17 protein-coding genes are annotated in these 18289 nt (G+C 60.0%); 5 read left to right on the forward strand and 12 right to left on the reverse strand.

From position 1 onward, the window contains the following. Positions 1-26: 26 nt before the first annotated feature. The 5 genes from AC19YQ_RS09970 (at position 27) to AC19YQ_RS09990 (ending at position 6091) form a co-directional block, all read left to right on the forward strand. Positions 27-917: a 2-hydroxy-3-oxopropionate reductase gene (locus tag AC19YQ_RS09970; RefSeq protein ID WP_046809691.1), complete on the forward strand. Its 891-nt coding sequence runs from the start codon at positions 27-29 to the stop codon at positions 915-917. A 144-nt stretch (positions 918-1061) separates the two neighbouring features. After that, positions 1062-1961, forward strand: a complete 900-nt coding sequence (locus tag AC19YQ_RS09975; RefSeq protein ID WP_500595041.1) for an urea transporter — start codon at positions 1062-1064, stop codon at positions 1959-1961. Between the two features lie 39 nt (positions 1962-2000). Beyond that, positions 2001-2822 carry an ion transporter gene (locus AC19YQ_RS09980; protein WP_133076046.1) on the forward strand — a complete coding sequence of 274 codons (822 nt, stop codon included), beginning with the start codon at positions 2001-2003 and terminating at the stop codon, positions 2820-2822. 93 nt (positions 2823-2915) lie between these two features. Next, positions 2916-3923: a sulfate ABC transporter substrate-binding protein gene (locus AC19YQ_RS09985; protein WP_133076045.1), complete on the forward strand. Its 1008-nt coding sequence runs from the start codon at positions 2916-2918 to the stop codon at positions 3921-3923. A 230-nt stretch (positions 3924-4153) separates the two neighbouring features. After that, entirely contained in the window at positions 4154-6091 is a 1938-nt protein-coding gene (locus tag AC19YQ_RS09990) for a DNA topoisomerase III (RefSeq protein WP_339476736.1), read from the forward strand. A 50-nt stretch (positions 6092-6141) separates the two neighbouring features. On the opposite strand, the gene AC19YQ_RS09995 is transcribed toward AC19YQ_RS09990, so the two are convergent. The 12 genes from AC19YQ_RS09995 to AC19YQ_RS10050 form a co-directional block, all read right to left on the reverse strand. Next, the gene (locus tag AC19YQ_RS09995) at positions 6142-8853 is read right to left on the reverse strand and encodes an RHS repeat domain-containing protein (protein WP_500595042.1); all 2712 of its coding nucleotides are present in this window, start codon (positions 8851-8853) and stop codon (positions 6142-6144) included. A gap of 127 nt (positions 8854-8980) precedes the next feature. Next, a complete protein-coding gene (locus AC19YQ_RS10000) occupies positions 8981-9823 on the reverse strand; it encodes a PhzF family phenazine biosynthesis protein (protein WP_500595043.1) in 843 nt (280 codons plus the stop codon). A 144-nt stretch (positions 9824-9967) separates the two neighbouring features. Beyond that, positions 9968-10099: a putative transporter small subunit gene (locus tag AC19YQ_RS10005; protein ID WP_219261025.1), complete on the reverse strand. Its 132-nt coding sequence runs from the start codon at positions 10097-10099 to the stop codon at positions 9968-9970. After that, positions 10081-11748 carry a sodium:solute symporter family protein gene (locus AC19YQ_RS10010; RefSeq protein ID WP_339476743.1) on the reverse strand — a complete coding sequence of 556 codons (1668 nt, stop codon included), beginning with the start codon at positions 11746-11748 and terminating at the stop codon, positions 10081-10083. Before AC19YQ_RS10010 ends, AC19YQ_RS10005 begins: the two co-directional genes overlap by 19 nt. A 371-nt stretch (positions 11749-12119) precedes the next feature. Then, positions 12120-12515, reverse strand: a complete 396-nt coding sequence (locus tag AC19YQ_RS10015; RefSeq protein WP_500595044.1) for a hypothetical protein — start codon at positions 12513-12515, stop codon at positions 12120-12122. Positions 12516-12634: 119 nt separating this feature from the next. Next, the gene (gene ccmI, locus AC19YQ_RS10020; protein ID WP_339476748.1) at positions 12635-13837 is read right to left on the reverse strand and encodes a c-type cytochrome biogenesis protein CcmI; all 1203 of its coding nucleotides are present in this window, start codon (positions 13835-13837) and stop codon (positions 12635-12637) included. Further along, positions 13830-14306 (reverse strand): cytochrome c-type biogenesis protein CcmH, encoded by a 477-nt coding sequence (locus AC19YQ_RS10025; RefSeq protein ID WP_133076039.1) that lies wholly within the window; start codon positions 14304-14306, stop codon positions 13830-13832. Before AC19YQ_RS10025 ends, ccmI begins: the two co-directional genes overlap by 8 nt. After that, on the reverse strand, positions 14303-14839 hold the full coding sequence (locus AC19YQ_RS10030; protein ID WP_133076038.1) for a DsbE family thiol:disulfide interchange protein: 537 nt from the start codon (positions 14837-14839) through the stop codon (positions 14303-14305). The genes AC19YQ_RS10025 and AC19YQ_RS10030 overlap by 4 nt, the downstream gene beginning before the upstream one ends. Further along, entirely contained in the window at positions 14836-16821 is a 1986-nt protein-coding gene (locus AC19YQ_RS10035) for a heme lyase CcmF/NrfE family subunit (RefSeq protein WP_500595045.1), read from the reverse strand. Before AC19YQ_RS10035 ends, AC19YQ_RS10030 begins: the two co-directional genes overlap by 4 nt. After that, on the reverse strand, positions 16821-17282 hold the full coding sequence (ccmE, locus tag AC19YQ_RS10040; RefSeq protein WP_133076036.1) for a cytochrome c maturation protein CcmE: 462 nt from the start codon (positions 17280-17282) through the stop codon (positions 16821-16823). The genes AC19YQ_RS10035 and ccmE overlap by 1 nt, the downstream gene beginning before the upstream one ends. Beyond that, entirely contained in the window at positions 17279-17455 is a 177-nt protein-coding gene (ccmD, locus tag AC19YQ_RS10045) for a heme exporter protein CcmD (RefSeq protein WP_133076035.1), read from the reverse strand. Before ccmD ends, ccmE begins: the two co-directional genes overlap by 4 nt. Next, positions 17452-18210 carry a heme ABC transporter permease gene (locus AC19YQ_RS10050; RefSeq protein WP_219261020.1) on the reverse strand — a complete coding sequence of 253 codons (759 nt, stop codon included), beginning with the start codon at positions 18208-18210 and terminating at the stop codon, positions 17452-17454. Before AC19YQ_RS10050 ends, ccmD begins: the two co-directional genes overlap by 4 nt. Between the last annotated feature and the right edge of the window lie 79 nt (positions 18211-18289).

Below are 18289 nucleotides of genomic sequence, written 5' to 3' on the forward strand. Positions count from 1 at the left end.
CCCTAAGAAAAACAAGAGGATTTGTCATGGCTAAAATCGGATTTATCGGCACAGGCATCATGGGTTCGCCTATGGCCAGCAACCTGCAAAAGGCCGGGCACAGCCTGTTTCTGTCGACCCATCACGGCGCCGCACCGGCCGATCTGGTCGCCGCAGGCGCAATCGCCCTGGCCAGCCCGCGAGAAGTGGCCCAGGAAGCCGAATTCATTATTGTCATGGTGCCGGACACCCCTCAGGTCGAAGACGTGCTGTTCCGTGAAGACGGCATCGCCGCAGGCCTGAGCCCGAACAAGGTGGTGATCGACATGAGTTCGATCTCGCCGACGGCAACCAAAGCCTTCGCTGAAAAAATCAACGCCAAGGGCGCGCAGTACCTGGACGCCCCAGTGTCTGGCGGTGAAGTGGGCGCCAAGGCTGGCAGCCTGAGCATCATGGTCGGCGGCGACGAAAAAACCTTCGCCCGCGCCCTTCCCCTGCTCCAGAGCATGGGCAAAAACATCACCCTGGTCGGCGGCAATGGCGACGGTCAGACCGCCAAGGTGGCCAACCAGATCATCGTTGCCCTGAACATTCAGGCAGTGGCTGAAGCGTTGGTGTTTGCCGCCAAGAACGGTGCCGACCCGGCCAAGGTTCGCGAAGCCCTGATGGGTGGGTTTGCTTCGTCAAAAATCCTTGAAGTCCACGGCGAGCGCATGATCAAGGGCACCTTCGATCCGGGTTTCCGTATCAGCCTGCACCAGAAGGACCTCAACCTGGCCCTCGCAGGCGCCCGCGAACTGGGGATCAACCTGCCCAACACCGCCAACGCCCAACAAGTGTTCAGCACCTGCGCCGCCATCGGTGGCAGCAACTGGGACCACTCGGCGCTGATCAAGGGCCTGGAACACATGGCCAACTTCTCGATTCGCGACAAGTAACCCCGCCGGTCTGCCCTTTTTTGGGGAGACCGCACTACCTGTAGTCGCTGCCGAGGCACGAAGGCTGCGAGTTCTTGATCATGCAGGGAGCCAATCAAGAGCTCGCAGCCTTCGTGCCTCGGCAGCGACTACCAGGTAACAATCATGAGTTCACACCCCTGCCCCGACTGGGCGACTGCCCTGTGCGCCGGTTTCAGCCAGATCTTCCTCCAGCGCCATCCGCTGTGCGGAGTGATGTGCCTGCTGGCGATTCTGCTCAGTGCTCCCACCCTGCTCGGTGGCGCCTTGCTGGGCGGTGTTGCGGGGCTCTTGACCGCGCAACGTCGCGACTACCCCAAAGCCGAACGCCAGGCCGGGCTCTACAGTTACAACGGCATCTTGCTGGGGTTGCTGTTGAGCCACCAACTGGAGTGGTCCGCCCTGTTGCCCCTGCTGATTATTGCCAGTGCAGGATTGAGCACGATGCTCGTCCACCAGTGGCTAAAACGCGCCGCCCACGGGCAAAGCCTGCTGGCCTATACCGCGCCGTTTGTGGCACTTGGCTGGATCTTGCTGCACCTGAACAACACCCCTGCCCCTGCCCTGACCCCCGATCAGGCCGTCAACAGCCTGACGCTGGTACAGGCCGTGTTCAAAGGCGTGGCCCAAGTGATGCTGCTACAGCACCCCGTTGCCGGGCTGCTGATTGTGCTCGGCCTGTGCCTGAGCAGTCATCGGGCGGCGCTATGGGCCATTACGGGCTCTCTGGCGGGCCTGGCATTTGGGCTTTATCAACAGGACACGGCCGCCGCACTGGACGGCCTGGCAGGCTACAACCCGGTACTCGCCGCATTGGCCCTGAGCCAGCAGCGACGTCGGCCGTGGCTTCCATTAGTCGGCATCCTCGTCACCCTGTTGCTTACACCCGGGTTTATCGCCCTGGGGCTTGCGCCATTAACGGCGCCGTTTATTCTCAGTTGCTGGTTGGTACATGCCAGCGTACGGATACTCAGCCCCCAGGCACCCGATGCTGAAGAACAATGCAGGTTGCGCATTGAGCGTTAATACTCGAACCTTCTGACATTTGGGCATCGAGCAACCTGCATGGACAACAAGGATTGGCGCCAGCGCCTGTACATCATGGTCTTCCAGGCCGACACACCCGCAGGACGGCGCTTTGACACCGCACTGCTGCTGATCATCATGTGCAGCCTGGTGGTGGTGGTGCTCGACAGCATCAACAGCATTCACCGCGACTACGCCAACATGCTGGCCTATATCGAGTGGGGCTTTACCTTTGTCTTTGCCATCGAGTACGGCCTGCGCCTGTATTGCTCCCCCAAACCGCTGCGTTACGCCTTCAGCTTCTACGGGCTGGTGGATTTGCTGGCCATCGTGCCGGGGATCCTGGCGATCTATTACAGCGACGCGCAGTACCTGCTGATTATCCGCATCATTCGAATGCTGCGCATTTTTCGCATCCTCAAGCTGCGACCCTACCTGAGCCAGGCCAACTACCTGCTCGCGGCCCTGCGCGGCAGCAAGCAGAAAATCATCGTGTTCCTGGTCAGTGTCTCGACCCTGGTCACGGTGTTCGGCAGCCTGATGTACGTGGTCGAAGGCCCGGAAAACGGCTTTACCAGCATCCCGGTGAGCATTTACTGGGCCATCGTCACCCTGACGACCGTGGGCTTTGGCGACATCGTGCCCAAGACTGTGCTGGGCCAAGTGATCTCGGCCATGGTAATGATCACCGGCTACTCGATCATTGCCGTGCCCACCGGCATCTTCACCGCCGAGCTGGCCAATGCCATGCGCGGCGAACAGCTCAAGCACGACTGCCCCACCTGCAAGAAAAACACCCACGAACAATCGGCTTCTTTTTGTTCCCGTTGCGGCAATGCACTCTTTGCTAAAAATGCATAACCACAGCACTTTTTAATCTTTTAAGGACTATGCGTCAGCCGCTATAGTTGCTGGCAAATTGCCCTTATTGCTCTCCATAACAAGGAATTCGCAGTGAAAAAACTCTTTAGTGCTTCAATTCTGGCCGTAGGCCTGGCCCTCGGCAGCGTCGCTCACGCAGCGACTCCTCCGCCGTTGCTGAACGTGTCCTACGACGTGATGCGTGACTTCTACAAGGACTACAACGCGGCCTTCCAGAAGCACTGGGCACAAGAGCACAACGGCGAAAAGCTCAACATACAAATGTCCTTCGGCGGCTCCAGCAAACAGGCCCGTTCAGTCATCGACGGCCTGCCGGCTGACGTGATCACCATGAACATGGCCACCGACATCAACGCCCTGGCCGACAACGGCCAGCTGGTCCCGCAAAACTGGGTCACACGCCTGCCCGACAACAGCGCGCCGTTCACCTCGGCCACTGTGTTTATCGTGCGCAAAGGCAACCCGAAAGCCCTGAACGACTGGCCTGACCTGCTCAAGGACGGCGTACAGGTGATCGTGCCCAACCCGAAAACCTCGGGCAACGGCCGCTACACCTTCCTCTCGGCCTGGGGTTATGTGCTGAAAAACGGCGGTGACGAAACCAAGGCCAAAGACTTTGTCGCCAAGCTGTTCAAGCAAGCGCCGGTACTCGACACCGGTGGCCGTGCAGCCACCACCACCTTCATGACCAACCAGATCGGCGACGTGCTGGTGACCTTCGAAAACGAAGCTGAAATGATTGCCCGTGAATTTGGCCGCGACCAGTTCGAAGTGATCTACCCGAGCGTATCGGCAGAAGCCGAGCCGCCAGTGAGCGTGGTCGACAAAGTGGTCGACAAAAAAGGCACCCGCGCAACCGCTGACGCCTATCTGAAGTACCTGTGGTCCCCTGAAGGCCAGGAAATCGCCGCCAACAACTACCTGCGTCCACGTGACAAGGCAGTACTGGCCAAATACAACGACCGCTTCCCGAAAGTCGACTTCCTGTCGGTTGAGAAAACCTTCGGTGACTGGCGCGACGTGCAGAAAAAGTACTTCAACGACGGTGGCGTGTTCGACCAGATCTATAACGGTCAATAATCCCACCAACCTCGACAGCGCCGTAGTCGCTGCCGAGGAACGAAGGCTGCGAGTTCCTGACTCCCGTCGCTGCAAGTTAAAAGCTCGCAGCCTTCGTGCCTCGGCAGCGACTACGGGAAGAGCATTACCCTCCCCGCAATAGCTGTACAAAAAACCAGTAAAAACACTTGCCCTCGCGCCCGTCTCTGCCCATGCTGTGCGTCTTCTGCGCACCCTGAATGAGTTGAGCGATGCGGTTGTTTTTGTGTGAAAAACCCTCCCAGGCCAAAGATATCGCCGCCGTACTCGGTGCCAGCCGACGCGGTGATGGCTGCTGGATCGGCCCCGCTGCCACCGTCACCTGGTGCATCGGCCACCTGCTCGAAACCGCCCCGCCCGACGCCTACGACGAGCGCTACAAACGCTGGGTACTGGCCGACCTGCCGATCGTTCCCGAAAAATGGAAAATGCGCGTCAAGCCCAAGACCGCCAGCCAGTTCAAGGCCGTCAAGCGCCTGCTCGGGGAAGCCAGCGAACTGGTGATCGCCACCGACGCCGACCGTGAAGGCGAGATGATCGCCCGCGAGCTGGTCGAGCACTGCCGCTATCGCGGCCCGATCCAGCGCCTGTGGCTGTCAGCCCTGGACGACGCCTCCATTCGCAAGGCCCTGGCCGCACTCAAACCGGGGGCCGAAACCTTCAACCTCTACCACTCGGCACTGGGACGCTCACGGGCCGACTGGTTGATCGGCATGAACATGAGCCGCCTGTTCACCCTGCTCGGTCGCCAGTCCGGCTATCAGGGCGTGTTGCCGGTGGGCCGGGTGCAAACCCCGACGCTGCGCCTGGTCGTCGACCGTGATCGCAGCATCAGCGACTTTATCCCCGTGGCCTACTGGGCCATTGATGTGCAACTCAAACACGACGGGCAGTTGTTCACCGCGCAATGGCGCGCGGATCCCGACACGTGCGACGACCAGGACCGCTGCCTCAACCAGGCCCATGCACAGCAGGCCGCCGCCGCGATGAATAGCGCCAGCAGCGCCCGGGTGATCAAGCTGCGCACCGAGCGCATGCGTGAAGTGGCACCCTTGCCGTTCGACCTGGGCACGCTGCAAGAGGTGTGTTCAAAAAAACTCGGCCTGGGCGCCCAGGAAACCCTGGACGTCGCCCAGGCCCTGTACGAAACCTACAAAGTGATCACCTACCCGCGCAGCGACTGTGGCTACCTGCCACAAAGCCAGCACGGCGAAGCACCGTCGATCCTGAGCGCCCTGCAACACGCAGACCCGGCATTGGGGGCACTGGCCGCGCATCTGGACCCCCAGCGCCGTTCACGGGCCTGGAACGATGCCAAGGTCAGCGCCCACCACGGCATCATCCCCACGGCGGCTGCCAAAAACCTTGAACGCCTGAGCGGCAAACACCGCGCCGTGTATACGCTGATTCGCGCACGCTACCTGGCGCAATTTCTGCCCAACCACGAATACGACCGCACCCAGGCCGACTTCGATTGCGCAGGACAAAATGTGCGTGCCGTCGGCAAGCAAATCGTCGAGCCCGGCTGGAAGCGCGCACTGCCCGAAGCCCTGGCCCCGGCCAAGGGCCGCGAAGCCCCGGCACCACAACCGTTGCCTGCATTGCGCGAAGGCCTGGACTGCGCGATTGCCGGGGTCAACCTCAAAGACCTGTGGACCCAGCCACCCAAGCCCTTCACCGAAGGCGACCTGATCAAGGCGATGAAAAACGTCGCCAAGCTGGTGCAAGACCCACTGCTCAAGCAAAAGCTCAAGGACACCACCGGCATCGGCACCGAAGCCACCCGGGCAGGCATCATCCAGGGTTTGCTGGATCGCGGTTACCTGATCAAAAACGGCAAGGCCCTGGCCGCCACGGCGCCCGCCTTCAGCCTGATCGACGCCGTGCCCCGCGCCATCGCCGACCCCGGCACCACGGCCATCTGGGAACAGGCACTGGACATGGTGCAAAGCGGCGAAATGACCCTCGACGTATTCGTCGCCAAGCAGGCGGCCTGGATGAGCAAGCACATCGAGCGTTGCAGCGCCCTGACGCTGACCATCAGCGGCCCGGCCAGCCCGGCGGGTGCGGCACCTGCCTGGAAAAAGAAACGCAAGGCCGCAACCGGCAAGGCCAAGCCAAAACGGGCGGTGAAAGCCAAGGGGGCGTAATTATTGCCCCACGAGGGTAAAACCTGCGCCTTCGGGCTGAGCCTTTCCAGTCAATGGCCCGCAGCAGGCGTTCTTTTGGCAAACGGCTCATAGGCCGTCGGGCTGCCGTTTCGGCTCCGGCAAAAGAAACAGTGCACCTGTGAATAGCCGGGCACTTGCTTGAGTATCTTGCTAAGCGAAATATCCCTTCCCGGCTTGATCGTCAGCACATCATGGAAGTTCTGGTTCCCCAGGTCAGACAACGACGTGATCTCAGGTTTAGAGTTCAGCAACTGCCCCTGATGAAAAAACGACGACACGCGACTTTCAGCTTCAGGGGCCCGCATGAGCTTATAGTCCCGCGACTCTTCTCCTACGTGAATTTCCTCAACAGGTTCAACCCCCACTTTGCGGGCCTGGAACCTGTAAAAATCATTCGGGGCAGCGGACATATCCTGATTCTGATGGGTATAAAAACTAAGGTTATGGCTGGCCGAATAGATCTTGTGTACCGGGGACTGCAACCTGCCGTGCGCCAGAATCATTAACTCCTTGGGCGCTGAAGGGCTGTGCAACTCGAACTGTTTAATCGTGAAATCCGGATAATTGAGCGTGACCGACTTCTCGTGGGCAACGCCCTGCACAGAACGATACACATGCCGATAAACGCTGCTCACCGCTGACACAATGCTGCGCACCGTGTTGAACACGTCCTGGCCGAACCTGCCCAGGCCTGACCCTATAAGCGACAGCAGGCCTGGCGAGCGGGCGACAGCAACAGGCATCTCAGCGACAGGCGCGCTTTCGGTGCGGTTAAAGTCTTCAGGCACCAGCCCCAGCACATCCGTGTACAGCACCGGGTTGTTCTTGACCATTCGATACGGATTCAAGCCATCGACGCTCCCCGCAGGGTCCGGATTCAGCCACCGTTGCAACCACGGGGCGTAATACCTGAGCCCGTAATAGTAAAGCCCGGTCGCATCCAGTTCCTTGCCCGCATAGCGTTGAGCGCGGTAACTGTTTTCGCTCGAATCCCCCCTCTCGCTTACAGCCGTGGTCCCGAACGGGTGATAGACCTGGCGACTGATCACCCGCGCCAACGCGTCCACTTCCAATGCGCACGACCCCAGATGATCCGTGAAGCTGTAACGACAGCTGTCGTTGAGCTGCCCAGGCGGCAGATCATTTTCCCAGTGCAGCACCTGCACCCTGGTGTGACCGGCTTCAATGTCGATGACCCACAACCGCTGGCCTGTTGCCGACCGGGTCCGGACCTCAAGGCCGGGCAAATAACGCACTTCGCTCACCACACTGCCTGCCTGGGTGTGCGCCTCATTGACTTTGCGCACTCGCCTGCCCTGCGCGTCATAGGCATACCGCTCGCTGTCATTGACGCCACCCTCGCGCACAACGGGATACACCTCGCTCAACTGGTTGCGCGAATTCCAGGTCAGTTTCCAGCCCGGCTGTAACTGCAACAGGTTTCCGCTCGCATCGAACCCGCGACGAAAATCCTCCTCGGTCGGCTCCACACCTTCGCGCACAGGTAAACAACGGTTGCTGCTGGCAGCAGCGACTAAACGATGACCGTGGTGTTGGGGGCCTGCGTGGGTCAGCTCCAATAAATTTCCACCCGGGTCGTAGCGATACGTCTGGCGATAAGGCATACGCGCCATCGGGTCTGCAACTGAAGCGGGCCCCTTGCTGGCTTCGCCGGCCTCGAAACCGGTGGCCTCGATCAATTGATACAGCGAGTCATACCCAAATCGGCTGAGCGGTTCGATGGCCACATTGGCAAAAAAGCGAATCGGCTGGGCCTTGTCCTCGATACTCAGCACATTGCCAACCGGGTCGTACTCATACTGCAGCGCCTGCAGGGCAGCCCCTTCTGGTGAACGAACATGCAATCTGTCCAGCCGCCCGCTTTCAGGCCGGTAACTGCGCGTACTGATCACACCATTACCGGCAACTTCCTGTTCTGCCTGGCCATGGGCGCTATAACGAATGGCGCCGAGCAGCACTTTCGCAATCGCGTCACTCTCCAGCTGCAACTGCACTTCGCCCAATCGGCCGCTCACATTCTGACGCAAGATCTGCCGGTTATTCTTCGCGTCAACCTGCTCGCACAGATCGCCCAAGGCGTTAAACAACGAGTGGGTGGTGGCCTCGTCGTCCAGCTCAAGCGCCGCAAGCGGCTGCGACCAGTCGGGTTGCGCCGTACCCGTTGCAAATTGGCGTGTTTGTTCCACAACCTGGCCGGTCAACCCATAGTTTTTGAACCGTTCAACCCCCGACGGATCATCGTGACGGATCAGTTGCCCGCATTGATTGTGATCGGCAAAAAACGGTGAGTGACTGCCATAACTCAGCCGTTCACACGTCAGGAAATCGGCACTGCCCTGGCGCTCACGAACCTCGATCAGACGCAATTGATCATCGTAAACCTGCTGCCAATTTCTGCCTCGACCATCCCAACTTTCCAACCCCTGTGTGCAAGCGTCCTTTAATCCCGCTTGCCACCCGGCGTCGACGCTGTCCGCCAGCAGCTCGTTCCCCGACAAGCTGCAGTGCCTGATCAGGTTCGCTCGACCCGTCGGTGGTGTGAGCCGTGCATCACGTTGCTCCACCAGATGCCCGGCGCCGTCATAGTGCCAGGTGGTCGTCCTCGATTCGGGGCATGGAGCACTCATATCACACCGCCAGTACGCCACTTGGCGTACGGGCAGACCACGGCTGTCGATGACATTCAACATCGGAGTGCGGGAGTGCAGAAGAGTACTCATGCGGACGCTCCGTGGACAGGTTGACCAACCTGATCAACGCCGAGCACCGTGCTCGAATACTCTCAATGTATCAGCGTGTAACCCGGGCTTGACCTGTAACTTCTGACAGGTCAAGCAACCGTCCAGCTCAAATGCTCAACCAACCCGAAATACAGGTCACTGCCGAACCGCCCACCCAGATATCGTCGCCGATCTGCTCAATGGCTACGCGCCCTGCTCGCCCCACTGCCGTCCCTTGACTGGCCACATAGCGCACCGGGGCCAGACCGTCGCCGATCAACCACTGGGCCAGCCCGGCATTCAGGCTGCCAGTGACCGGGTCTTCGGGCATGCCTTCACCGGCACAGAACGCACGCACTTCAAACTGCGCCTCATCACCATCACGCCCGGCATTCCAGGGCGCAACCACCCCGATGGACAGGCCCAGCAATTGTGCGTAATCCGGGTTTAAAGCCAGTACCTGCTCGCGGTCGCGCAGCATCAGCGCCACCCAGCCGGGACCGTTGTCGACCCAACGCGCCAGCACCACCGCCTGCAACTCGATGCCCAGGCCACCACAGATACGTTGCAGCAATTCACTCTCGACAGCGCCGGTACGCAGCAGAGGCGGCGCCGTAAAGGCCAGTTGCCCGGCGTCGCGGCGGATTCTGATCAAGCCTGCGCTGCATTCCTGAATGATTTCTTCACCCTTGGGCGTGCCCCCGGCTTCCAGCCAGGCGTGACAGCTGCCCAGCGTCGGGTGCCCGGCAAACGGCAGTTCTTTCAGGGTGGTAAAGATGCGCAAGCGGTAATCCGCTTCAGGATTTTGCGGTTTGAGCACGAAGGTGGTTTCACTGAGATTGGTCCAGCGCGCAAAGTCGGCCATCTGCCCGTCGGTCAGGCTGTCAGCGTTCAACACCACGGCAACCGGGTTGCCTTTGAGTGCAACCGTACTGAAGACATCAACTTGCTTGAATTCAAATGGGCTCATGGCCAGCTCCTGATAACGACCCGTAGCACCCTACACAATCAGGGGAAAAATGGCGCGATTTTGTCGCGTGTGCAGAAACACAAAAGCCGCGATCGGCTGTACATGCAGATCGCGGCCTTCTCGTCTTAACCCCTGTTACACGGGTTAAACCAGATCTGTACCGTCACGCCTGGCCTTGCGCATGTCGCGCCACAGGCTCACGCACAGTGTCAGCATCACCACGGCCGCGATGGCCGGCCAGATCAATACATAAGCAGTCAAAGCGAAACTGGACATGGGGAGGCTCCGTTTTCAGTGTCAGGCTCAGGGTTGTGGTGAAAAGCCACCACCCGTTCGTTGATGCAGTCAAAATCAAATGTCTGGTTGGAGCGCAAACTCACCAGCACACACACCACCGTACTGACGCCATAGGCCGTCAATGAGCTGAGCAGTACCGGGTAATCACGTAAAAAACCAAACGCAAAGGGCGCAAACACCATAAAGGCCAGCGCACCCAGCACAAACCCGGCGCGCTTACCCAAGAAGCCGAATGCCATCAATCCGATCACCACCCCGCCGCCTATCGAGGCGCAACCTTCGAAAAACAGCGCCACCAAACCCTGCATCTCCAGTAACTCGAACCGCGCGACCAAAAACATCACAAAGCCTGCGATCGCCGCACTGGTAAACGCTGCATTGGTAATCCGTTCCCAATACAGGCTGGCGATGACAGGGAACACGATGGCACCCCACAGCGCACCGACAAAAATCAGCATGGTCAGAATGTCGAGTTTCATGCTGGCGAAAATCATTGCCAGCATCGTTGCCAGCACCATGGTCAGGCGCCCCACAAACAACATGGTTTTGGGGTTTGGCTTGCCCTTGGCGATGTTCTTGCCATACACGTCGGTCATGACCAGTGCCGACAACGCGGACAGATCCGAGTCGGCAGTGGATGACAACGAACCAATCACCATGATGAAAAACAGCCCCACCGCAAAAGGCGGCAAGTAGGTCGAAGCCATTTGCGGAATCAGGTTGTTGAGATCGCCGTCCAGCGGTTCGATACCGGCCAGCAATGCCATAAAGCCCAGCATGCCAAGCCCGATCACGATTGAGGCATAACCGATGGTGGCCGTGACGAAGGTCGACTTCATCAAATCCTCGCGCACGGCAAACAGGCGCTGGGCGATGGTCTGATTACCGATGGCGTAGGCCAGCACGGCGACGAAGTACGGTGCACCCTGTTCAAGAATCGCGGTTTTGGAATAGAAGCTGGCTTGCTCGGGCGTGATCTTCGGCATGCCCTGGGCAAAGAGTTCCGGGCCGCCCAGCTGAAAGAAAATAATCGGAATGATCACTACGGCAGCGAAGATCATGGCGAACAGCTGACCGAAATCTGTGAGCACCGACGAGCGAAACCCCGACCAGATGGTGTAGGTGAGAATACCCACGCCCGCAATCAGAACGCCGTGGGTAAAGCTAAGCGGCGAGAGCACCGCCACCAACGCCCCGGCGGCGGTGAAGTTGACCATCAGGCTGATGAGGCTTCCGACAATATTGGAACCCGCCAGAATCATCTGGCTGGAGCGCCCGTGCCGTGCATGCATGATTTCAGCGAGCGTGTGGGCCTTGGGTGCCAGCTGCCGAAATCGCCGGCCAAAGGGGTAAATGAACAAAATCATCAGCGCGCCCCAGAAGCCGTAGTGCAGCGCCCCCGAGATCCCGAATTTGTAACCCGCAGTGGCGGCGGCATAAAACGATGCCGCCCAGATCCAGGTGGCCGTCATGCTGGCGGCTGACATGCCAAAACCGATGGAGTTATTGGAAACCATATAACCGTCGACATTTTCTTCCTTGCGACCCACACGCAAAGAAACCAGAAAAGTCAGGCCATAGAAACAAAACATAAGCAGCAACACAGTGAGGGTGGAAAGTTGAAACATTCCTTTCTCCTTTTTATGTGCGCGCAATCGCTACTGACGCAACGAAAGGCCAGGAATCGGCAAGCGCAACAACCCGGAATTCCTGACAGGCAGGCGATAGCGGACAGAGGTCCGTGGGTTGTCAGAGTGATGGCTGGCAAGTGACGGAACGCAAGTGGCGTCCCAGGTCAAAAGGCAAAGCGTGCGCTAGCACGTTGAGCCCGGTGCTTGCAGCAATGGCCGGCAGGTGCCGGGAGATAAGTCCTACATCAGAAGCGTAAAGCCCTGACGCGAACGGACGTGAAGTATACAGATTCGAGTCAAATTGTGCTGGTTGGCACCCAACGTCCGACCACAAACAAAAACGGCGACCCGAAGGTCGCCGTTGAGCACTACTTGAATTGCCGACTCAACCCTGGCGGTACGCCGCTGATGTCAGTCTCTTCCCACGGCCCGTTGGGGCTCACCGAACGGCTCCAGCCGTTGTCCCAACGGTAGTAGGCACGCTGGCGGTAGAAAATGTTGGTCTGGTTGTCCAGCACGTAAACGCCCATGCGCGCATCCCAGTGGCTGGGGCCACCCGGCGGCGGGGCGAAGGTGGCCGAGGTGCGTGGCAAGGGTTTCGGCGCCTTGGGGATCGGCATGTCCGGCAGCGGTTTACCGGAAGGCTGGGGCGTCGGCTGCGGCATCGGCGTTGATGGCGCCGTCGGCTCATAAGGCTGATGAACCGCACAGGCGCTCAGGCCAAGGACCAGGCTGAGCAGGGTGATGCGTGCAAGTGGATTCATGAAAAAGTCTCTTATTGATAATGATGAATCTGTAGTCGCTGCCGCAGGCCGCGATGGCCTTAAAGGTCCTTCGGCCCTTATCGCAGCCTGCGGCAGCGGCTACATGAATTGCATCAATTTTACTTGTCCGGGCTGTCGATCGTCAGCTGTTGCAGCTCTTGAGTGCTGCTGGACAACGGCTGGCTACGCCCTACCCACTCGCCCGCCGTCGGCTGACCAGCACGGGAGATGCGTGCCATCAGTTGGACTTCAGGAAAGTTGGACAGTTTCAATTGCGGCATCATTGCGTCGACATCGCCCAGCTCAACCGTAATCGGCAGGTCCGCAACGGTCACGCGCTTGACCGCGAGCGGTGCCGGTGGGCCGGATACCGCACGGGCGAAAATGAATACGCTGTCGCCCGGCAAGGCACTGGCCTTGACCGCATCCGCCAGATCGACGTTCACCTTGATCGACGCCATCGCCTTGGCCACCGGCGCCGCCTCCACCTTGGCGCCGCTGGCCTGCAGCTGCTCGCGGGCTTTGGCGATACCGCCTTCGAGGGCAGAACGTGAAGCATCGCCTTCGGGCAGCTCATCCATCAAACGCTGCCAGTAGCCAATGGCCTCCTGGAAGCGCCGCTCTTCAAAGGCGGCAATGCCCAGCAGACCCAGGCTGGTGACTTCTTTCGGGTCGGCCTTGAGGGCTTCGTCGGTCAGTGCCTGGAGCGTGTCACTCCACTTTTTGTCGTCGGCGAAGTACTTCGCCTGCGCCCACTGGCCCAGCAACTCAGGCTGACGCCCGGCCAGGTTGGCAGCGCGCTCGAACACCTTGGCCGCCTCCGCCGGACGGTTTTGCGCCATGTAGGCGCGACCCAGGAAGTACAGGCCTTCGGCCGAATCCGGTTGCGCAGCAGCGGCACGCTCCAGGCGCGCGACCATTTCTTCAAGGGATTGCGGCGGTTGCGAAAACTCGCGGGTCAGTTCGACTTTATCGCTGGAACCAAAGTGCAGGTACAGCCCCAAGCCCAGCACCGGCACCAGCACAGCCGCCAGCAACGGAATGGCCTTGCCCAGGCTGGAAACCCGACCCGGAGCAACGCCTTCGGTGTCAGCGAGCAATTCGCGGGCCGCTTCGGCGCGGCCGGTTTCAAATTGCTCGGGGGTCAACACGCCCTCTTCGCGCTGCTGCTGCAACTCGGCGACACGCTCCTGGTACAGCGCGACATTCAATGCGGTGCGGTCTTCTTCGCGCTGGGCGCGGCGGCCACGCAATACCGGGATCAATAAAAAGCTGAGGGCTATGAGTAGCAGCAAGCCTGCTGCGAGCCAGAAATCAATCATCTTTGGTTTTATCCAGCAAAGTGTCGAGGCGCTTGCGCTCCTCGACAGAAAGTGTGTCCGAGCTTTCGGTCTGACCTGTGCGACGACGGCGCCCCACGATGACGCCAATCACTACCAGCCCCCCCACCAGCAAGGCCAGCGGGCCAAACCAGAGCACTGCCGTCTTGCTGGTCAGGGCCGGTTTGTAGAGCACGAAATCGCCGTAGCGGGCGACCATGAAATCGAGGATCTGCTGGTTGTCCTTGCCCTCGCCCAGCATGCGGAAGATCTCGCGGCGCAGGTCGGTGGCAATCGGTGCGTTGGAATCGGCAATGTCCTGATTCTGGCACTTGGGGCAGCGCAGTTCCTTGGTCAGTTCGCGAAAACGCTCGCGCTCGGCGTCGTTGGCAAACTCGTAGGTGTCGATGGCGGCATGGGCAATACCCGTCAACGTCAACCCGAACACCACAGCGGCTAGCCAGCGCTTCATGGTTTGGCCTCGTCAACCAGTGCCTGATATTTGCCCGCAAGCTGCTCGCGCCACACGGTTTCGTCGATCACACCCACAAACTTGTGGCGAATGATGCCCTTGCTGTCGATCAGGAATGTCTCGGGCGCGCCGTACACGCCCAGGTTCAGGCCCAGGGTGCCATCAGCATCGTCGATGTCCAGCTGGTACGGGTTGTGGAACTCCTTGAGCCACTTTTTCGCGTCCGCGTTGACGTCCTTGTAGTTCACGCCGTAGATCACCACGCCCTGCTCTGCCAGCTTGGTCAGCATCGGGTGTTCGACCCGGCATGAAATGCACCAGGTGGCCCACACGTTGACCAGCGCAGGCTTGCCCTTGAGGTCGGCCTCGGTCAGGACCTTGTCGCCCTCCACCGCAGGCAGGCTGAATGCCGGGAACGGCTTGTCGATCATCGCCGACGGCAACTCGGTCGGGTCCAGGTACAAGCCTCTGTAGAGAAACCACGCCATGCCCAAGAACACGGCCAGGGGGATCAGCATCAACCAGCGTCTCATGCCGTGGCTCCTGTCATGCCCAATGCTTCACGCACGCGGCTTTTAACCTTGACCCGGTAACGACGGTCCATCGCTGCCAGCAATCCACCAAAACCTGTGAGCAGGCCGCCAAACCAGATCCAGCGGACAAACGGCTTCACATGCACCCGCACCGCCCAGGCGCCATCGCCCAAGGGCTCGCCCAGGGCGACGTAGAGATCACGGGTGAAACCGGCGTCGATCCCGGCCTCGGTCATCATCGAGTTCTGCACCGTGTACAGGCGTTTTTCCGGGTGCAGCACGCTGACTTCCTTGCCGTTACGGATCACACGCACGGTGCCTTTGTCCGACGTGAAGTTCGGGCCCTGGAAGTGCTTGGCACCTTCAAAGATGAAGTGATAACCGCCCAGCTCCATCGACTCGCCCGGCGCCAGGCGCAAATCGCGCTCGGCACTGTTCTGGCTCGACAGCACCACACCCAGGGCGCACACGGCGATACCCAGGTGGGCAATCTGCATGCCCCAGTAGCTGCGGGTCAGGCTGCGTACGCCTTTGATCAGGCCTTTGTGACGGGTTTTGTCACCAATGTCGCGCACCCCGGCCAGCAGCACCCAGGACGCCAGCATAAAGGTGGTCAGCACGGCCCAGTTGAAATCGCCATAAGCCACGCCGGCAATCGCCGACAGCGCGGCGCTGCCCAGCAACACCGGGGTCAGCATGCCCAACAGCCATTTGACCGGGGTGTCTTTCCAGCGCACCAGCATGCCCACCGCCATCACCACCATCAGCAACCCCATCAGCGGGATGAACATGGCGTTGAAGTACGGCGGGCCCACCGACATCTTGGCGCCGCTGATGGCATCCACAATCAGCGGGTACAGGGTGCCGAGCAGAATCATCGACGCGGCCACCACCAGCACCAGGTTGTTGCCCAGCAGCAAGGTCTCCCGCGACCACAGCTTGAAGCTGACGTGGCTTTTAACCACTGGCGCACACAACGCAAACAGGGTCAGCGAGCCGCCCACCACAAATAGCAGGAAGATCAGGATGAAAACGCCGCGCTCAGGGTCGGAGGCGAATGCATGCACCGAGGTCAGTACGCCGGAACGGACCAGGAAAGTACCCAGCAGGCTCAGGGAAAACGCGGCAATGGCCAGCAGCACGGTCCAGCTTTTGAACACGCCACGTTTTTCGGTCACGGCCAGCGAGTGAATCAGGGCAGTGCCCACCAGCCACGGCATGAACGAGGCGTTCTCCACCGGGTCCCAGAACCACCAGCCGCCCCAGCCAAGTTCGTAGTACGCCCACCATGAACCCAGGGTGATGCCGATACCGAGGAAGGCCCACGCCACGATGGTCCACGGGCGGGACCAGCGTGCCCATGCAGCGTCCAGTCGACCGCCCAGCAAGGCGGCAATGGCGAAAGCAAAGGCCACCGAGAAACCGACATAACCCATGTACAGCATCGGCGGGTGAACAATCAGGCCGATGTCCTGCAGCAGCGGGTTAAGGTCATTACCGTCCGAAGGAATCTGCGGCAGCAAGCGTACGAACGGATCCGAGGTCAGGATCAAAAACAGCAGGAAGCCCACGCTGATCATGCCCATGATCGCCAGCACCCGCGCCAGCATCACTTGCGGCAATTGCCGCGAGAAGATCGACACGGCGAAGGTCCAGCCGCCCAGAATCATGGCCCACAGCAGCAGCGAACCTTCGTGGGCGCCCCACACGGCACTGAACTTGTAGTACCACGGCAGCGCACTGTTGGAGTTGCTCGCCACGTACGCCACCGAGAAATCATCGGCCATGAAGGCATACGTCAGGCAGCCGAACGAGAACAACAAGAAGGCAAACTGCCCCCAGGCGGCGGGTTGCGCCAGGCTCATCCACAATTTGTCGCCGCGCCAGGCACCCAGCAGCGGCACGATGGCCTGCACAATGGCAAAGCACAGCGCCAGAATCATGGCCAGATGGCCCAATTCAGGAATATAGAGTCCAGACATCAGTACTTACCCTCACTCGCCGGCACAGGCGCGGACAGGCCGCTTTCATTCAACGCCTTGGTGACTTCAGGCGGCATGTATTTTTCGTCGTGCTTGGCCAGCACTTCATCGGCCACTACCACGCCCTGGGCATTGAGCTTGCCCAGCGCGACGATGCCCTGCCCTTCACGGAACAGATCCGGGAGGATGCCGCGGTAGGTGATGGTCACGGACTTGTTGAAATCGGTGACCACGAACTGTACGTCCAGCGAGTCGCCCGAACGCTTGAGCGATCCGGCTTCAACCATGCCACCGGCACGGATACGGGTGTCCAGTGGCGCTTCGCCATTGGCGATTTGGGTCGGGGTATAGAACAGGTTGATGTTCTGCTGCAAGGCGCTCAGGGCAAGGGCCACGGCAGCGCCCACACCCACCAGAATCGCCAGGATGATGATCAAACGTTTTTTACGCAGCGGATTCACTTCATATTCTCCCGACGCAAACGACGCGCCTCTTGTTGCAAATAACGTCGGCGCGCCATGATCGGCAGCGCCACGTTCAACGCCAGTACCGCCAGGCAAATGCCGTAGGCCGACCAGACATACACCCCGTGATGGCCCATGGCGATGAAGTCACCAAAAGAAGCAAAACTCATCTCGCGCCCTCCAGTGCCTTCAACACCTCAGCCTTGACCCAGCTGCTGCGGGCCTCGCGCTTGAGCACTTCCAGGCGCATGCGCAACAGCAGCACTGCGCCAAAGAAGCAATAAAAGCCCAGCACCGTGAGCAGCAGCGGCATCCACATTTCCATGGGCATGGCCGGTTTTTCGGTGAGGGTGAAGGTCGCGCCCTGATGCAGGGTGTTCCACCACTCCACCGAGTACTTGATGATCGGGATATTGATCACGCCCACAATCGCCAACACCGCGCAGGCTTTGGCCGCGCTGTCGCGGTTAGTGATGGCATTGCCCAGGGCAATCAGGCCGAAATACAGAAACAGCAGGATCAGCATCGAGGTCAGGCGCGCATCCCAGACCCACCACGAGCCCCAGGTCGGCTTGCCCCAGACGGCACCGGTGACCAGCGCCACGGCGGTCATCCAGGCACCGATGGGCGCGGCAGCCTGCAGCGCCACGTCGGCGATTTTCATCTTCCAGACCAGGCCCACCACACCGCACACCGCCAGCATCACATAGCAGGACTGCGCCAGCATGGCGGCCGGAACATGGATATAAATGATCCGGAAACTGTTGCCCTGCTGGTAGTCCGGCGGCGCAAACGCCAGGCCCCAGACCACCCCGCAGGTGATCAGCAACACGGCAGCAATGCTTAACCACGGCAACAGCCGCCCACTAATGGCATAGAACCATTTGGGCGAGCCGAGTTTGTGAAACCAAGTCCAGTTCATCACGCTGTTTCCATCACGGTGCCGGTCACGACAGGTCGAGTGTCATGCCAGCCAGGGTCTTTACTGGTCCACGGGGACCAGA

This window comes from Pseudomonas sp. MF06569 (assembly GCF_059862735.1).

Bases quoted from the DNA above. Each gene is read 5' to 3' on its own strand.
- AC19YQ_RS09970 (WP_046809691.1), top strand. From the start codon at position 27: ATGGCTAAAATCGGATTTATCGGCACAGGCATCATGGGTTCGCCTATG.
- ccmI (WP_339476748.1), bottom strand. From the start codon at position 13,837: ATGATTGATTTCTGGCTCGCAGCAGGCTTGCTGCTACTCATAGCCCTC.
- AC19YQ_RS10025 (WP_133076039.1), bottom strand. From the start codon at position 14,306: ATGAAGCGCTGGCTAGCCGCTGTGGTGTTCGGGTTGACGTTGACGGGT.
- AC19YQ_RS10035 (WP_500595045.1), bottom strand. From the start codon at position 16,821: ATGTCTGGACTCTATATTCCTGAATTGGGCCATCTGGCCATGATTCTG.
- AC19YQ_RS10010 (WP_339476743.1), bottom strand. From the start codon at position 11,748: ATGTTTCAACTTTCCACCCTCACTGTGTTGCTGCTTATGTTTTGTTTC.
- AC19YQ_RS09995 (WP_500595042.1), bottom strand. From the start codon at position 8,853: ATGAGTACTCTTCTGCACTCCCGCACTCCGATGTTGAATGTCATCGAC.
- AC19YQ_RS09990 (WP_339476736.1), top strand. From the start codon at position 4,154: ATGCGGTTGTTTTTGTGTGAAAAACCCTCCCAGGCCAAAGATATCGCC.
- AC19YQ_RS10030 (WP_133076038.1), bottom strand. From the start codon at position 14,839: ATGAGACGCTGGTTGATGCTGATCCCCCTGGCCGTGTTCTTGGGCATG.
- AC19YQ_RS09980 (WP_133076046.1), top strand. From the start codon at position 2,001: ATGGACAACAAGGATTGGCGCCAGCGCCTGTACATCATGGTCTTCCAG.
- AC19YQ_RS10000 (WP_500595043.1), bottom strand. From the start codon at position 9,823: ATGAGCCCATTTGAATTCAAGCAAGTTGATGTCTTCAGTACGGTTGCA.
- AC19YQ_RS10005 (WP_219261025.1), bottom strand. From the start codon at position 10,099: ATGTCCAGTTTCGCTTTGACTGCTTATGTATTGATCTGGCCGGCCATC.
- AC19YQ_RS10015 (WP_500595044.1), bottom strand. From the start codon at position 12,515: ATGAATCCACTTGCACGCATCACCCTGCTCAGCCTGGTCCTTGGCCTG.
- AC19YQ_RS09975 (WP_500595041.1), top strand. From the start codon at position 1,062: ATGAGTTCACACCCCTGCCCCGACTGGGCGACTGCCCTGTGCGCCGGT.
- ccmD (WP_133076035.1), bottom strand. From the start codon at position 17,455: ATGAGTTTTGCTTCTTTTGGTGACTTCATCGCCATGGGCCATCACGGG.